The organism is Amycolatopsis sp. NPDC058278 (assembly GCF_042881395.1).
GTDB lineage: Bacteria > Actinomycetota > Actinomycetes > Mycobacteriales > Pseudonocardiaceae > Amycolatopsis.
Window position 1 is genome coordinate 1 of record NZ_JBHVXZ010000260.1, and the last position, 3,303, is coordinate 3,303.

Sequence of the window (3,303 nt, forward strand, 5' to 3'; positions counted from 1 at the left end):
CGTCCACTCGTCGACGAGGGGATCGCCGGGCTGATCGAACGGATGGCCAGAGAGAACCGTAGCTGGGGCTACAAGAGGATTCAGGGTGAGCTGCTCAAGCTTGGACACCGGGTCGGTGCCTCGACGATCCGGCGGATCCTGAAGCGGGCACGCATACCTCCCGCGCCGGTCCGGCACACCGAAACGACGTGGCGGCAGTTTCTGCGCACGCAGGCATCGACGATGCTGGCGTGCGACTTCTTCCACGTCGACTGCGCGCTTACTCTCAAGCGGGTCTACGTGTTCTTCGTGCTGGAGGTCGGCAGCCGCTGCGTCCACGTCCTGGGCACGACCACGAACCCGGACGGTAGGTGGACCACCCAGCAGATCCGCAACCTCGTGCTGGATCTCGGTAATCGAGTCGCCGAGTTCAGATTCTCATCCGCGACCGGGCCGGCCAGTTCACAGCCTCCTTCGATGTCGTCCTGGCCGACGTGGGCATCGAGACGATCAGGATTCCGCCACGCTGCCCACGGGCGAACTGCTACGCCGAACGGTTCGTGCTCACAGCCAGAACCGAGCTCACCGACCGCATGTTGATCCTCAGCGAGCGGCATCTGCGAGCCGTGCTCGCCGAGTACGTGCGGCATTACAACGGTCGACGGCCGCACCGTTCCCGCGAGCTTCGCCCACCCCGGCCGACCCACCCCGTTGCGAACCTCAACTCACACCGGATCAAGCGACAGCAGGTACTCGGAGGTCTGATCAACGAGTATGAACGGGCGGCGTAGAACTGCTGGTCAGGGCCGGTAACAGACTTATGGAACCCCACAGGTACAACAACCGGCGCCTGCACGGCGAACTCGGACACGTCCCGCGCTCCGAATACGAAGCACTACACGCGATGACCCACCCGGTCGCCGCGGCCCTGGAAACCAACTAATCCAGTCTCCATCAAACCCGGGGCTTGACACCTCAGCCGGCGTCTCCTGCCATTCGACGGTGGCCTTGACCTCATCGCGGATCACACGGTCCAAGTTGTGCAGACGGCCCTCCTCCGCCTCGCCGATGGCCACCAACCTCATGCCCGACGGCGGTAGCACCGAGCCAAGTCCCGTGATCCGCGGGTCGGTGGGGACGGGTACTCCCACTCGCGGCGCCGGGTCGTACCGATCATACGGCAGGTCGAGGTCAGCCTCGTCGGCCACCGTGTACAGCGGCTTCGGCAGGTCCGGAAGCATCGCATCGGCGCCGAGCTGCTGGACAACGCCTTCCAGCACGCCGACGGCCCGGTCCGGCTGCGCCCTCCGGCAACTCCTCGACCCTGCGAAACGACGGTGGCCGCCGCGGACGGCGCCGGGAGCACCCCTGGTCCGTGCCTACGCCACCGGCCGCACCGGCGACGAAGACCCGCCGCCCGAGCGCCGCGTGGCGCTGACCCGCCTGTACGACTTCTACCTGGCCACCGCCGCCGCCGCGATGGACACCCTGCACCCCGCCGAGACGAACCGCCGGCCGCGGAACGACCCGCCGGGTACCGGAGCTGACCGAGCCCGGCCGCGCCCGGGCCTGGCTGGACACCGAACGGGTCGCCCTGGTCGCTGTCGCCGCCCACACCGCGGCCCACGGCTGGCCCGGCCACACCGCCCGGCTGTCCACCACCCTGTTCCGATACCTCAGCAGCGGATACTTCACCGACGCCCTGGCCGTCTTCGGTCGCGCCCGCGACGCGGCCCGGCACGCCGGCGACCCGCAGGCCGAAGCGCAGGCACTGACCAGCCTCGGCGTCATCCAGACGAGCCTGAGCCGCTACCAACCGGCTGCTGAACTGCTCCGCCAGGCCCTGCGGCTGTTCCGGCACGCCGGCGACCAGGCGGGCGAAGCCCGCGCCCTGACCAACCTCGGCGTCGTCGAGGGCACGCTGGGCCACAACCAGCCCGCCGCCGACCACTACGCGCAGGCCGCGGCCCTGTTCCAGCAGACCGGCCACCAAACCGGCGAAGCCCATGCCCTGACCAACCTCGGCGAGACCGAAGGGCAGCTCGGCCGCACCGAGCCGGCCACCGAGCACCTCGCGCAGGCCCTCGCTCTCTTCCGGCGGATCGAGGACCGCACCGGCGAAGCCTGGACATTGAACAGCCTCGGCAAGGTCGAGATGCGACTGGGCCGGTACGCGGCGGCGAGCGAGCACCTCCGGACGGCGCTGGCCCAGTACCGGCAGCTCGCCAACTGCGTCGGCGAGGCCTGGACGCTGAACCACCTCGGCACCGTCCACACCCATCTCGGCCTGGCCACCGGGCAGCCCCAGCAGGCCGTCGCCCTCTTCCGCGAGATCGGCGACCGGAGGGGCGAAGCCAGCGCGCTCAACGGCCTGGGCGAAGCCGACCACGCCGCCGGCCGCCCGGCCGATGCCCTGGCCCACCACTCCGCCGCGCACGCGATCGCGGTCGACCTCGGTCTCCTCGACGAGCAGGCCCGTGCCCACACCGGCCTCGGCAACGCCGAGCACACGCTCGGCAGGGCCGCTCGAGCCCGGCGGCACTACCGGCGCGCGCTGACCCTCTACACCGACCTCGGCATGCCCGAAGCCGACGAGCTCCGCGCCCACCTCGCCACCGACGAACAACGCTGCCGGGCGACCATGCTCGACAGCACCCGGTGATCGCCGGCTCCCACAGACGGAACCCAGGATTCAGCGGGCAAGCTCACCGGATCGGCGCGCCGCCGCGCAGTGGTTCCGGCCGGCGCGGGAGCATGCCATGGCGGCGGCAATGGTGGCCCAGACCAAGGCGCGAGGGCTTGGCGCTGACCGGCCCGGACGGCTTGCTGAAGCTGTTCACCAGGAACGTGCTGGAAACCGCGTTGAACGCCCCTGCCAGCGTCAGCTCATGCCAGATGACCGGGATTATGCCCGTCCAGCTCGCGCTGGACGGGCACGGCGATGTTACTGCTCCCTCCGCATCTGTGAACGAGAGCCAGAGGCGCACGCAGTAGATTGTCGCGGCTAACTCTTGGGGTATAGGTGGCTGAGTTTGACGCGTGCGTCGTCGGTAGTGAACTGCCAGTGAACCTGGCGCCGTTCGGTGTTGATCGTGTGTTGCCAGGCGGCGAGTTCGGTGTTGAGGGTGTCGAGGTCGCTGATGCGGCGGTCGAGGCATTGCCGCGACAGTGCGGATAACTCGATCTCGGCGATGTTGAGCCAGGACCCGTGTTTGGGGGTGTGGTGGATCTCCCGGATCTTGCTGGAGCAGCACGGCGATCCCGCCCGCCACGCGGTGATCCACGGCGATCTGCGTGATCCCGAAGGAGTCTGGGACGCTGTGG

Annotated in this window: 3 protein-coding genes and 3 pseudogenes; 4 read left to right on the plus strand and 2 right to left on the minus strand. The window is 69.1% G+C overall.

What is annotated here, in order from left to right; genetic code table 11:
• The 4 genes and pseudogenes from ACFVYA_RS49730 to ACFVYA_RS49745 form a co-directional block, all read left to right on the plus strand.
• A pseudogene (locus ACFVYA_RS49730) lies at positions 1-579 on the plus strand (hypothetical protein); the annotation flags it as partial.
• Positions 474-770 (plus strand): integrase core domain-containing protein, encoded by a 297-nt coding sequence (locus tag ACFVYA_RS49735; protein WP_387055650.1) that lies wholly within the window; start codon positions 474-476, stop codon positions 768-770. The pseudogene ACFVYA_RS49730 and the gene ACFVYA_RS49735, both read left to right, overlap by 106 nt.
• Before the next feature lie 1,100 nt (positions 771-1,870).
• Positions 1,871-2,071, plus strand: a pseudogene (locus tag ACFVYA_RS49740) (tetratricopeptide repeat protein); the annotation flags it as partial.
• A gap of 39 nt (positions 2,072-2,110) precedes the next feature.
• On the plus strand, positions 2,111-2,641 hold the full coding sequence (locus tag ACFVYA_RS49745) for a tetratricopeptide repeat protein (protein ID WP_387055653.1): 531 nt from the start codon (positions 2,111-2,113) through the stop codon (positions 2,639-2,641).
• A gap of 43 nt (positions 2,642-2,684) precedes the next feature.
• Here the strand turns inward: ACFVYA_RS49745 and ACFVYA_RS49750 are convergent, their stop codons facing one another.
• Both ACFVYA_RS49750 and ACFVYA_RS49755 read right to left on the minus strand, forming a co-directional pair.
• Positions 2,685-2,966: a hypothetical protein gene (locus ACFVYA_RS49750; RefSeq protein ID WP_387055655.1), complete on the minus strand. Its 282-nt coding sequence runs from the start codon at positions 2,964-2,966 to the stop codon at positions 2,685-2,687.
• 17 nt (positions 2,967-2,983) lie between these two features.
• Positions 2,984-3,303 (minus strand): annotated as a pseudogene (locus ACFVYA_RS49755) (hypothetical protein); the annotation flags it as partial.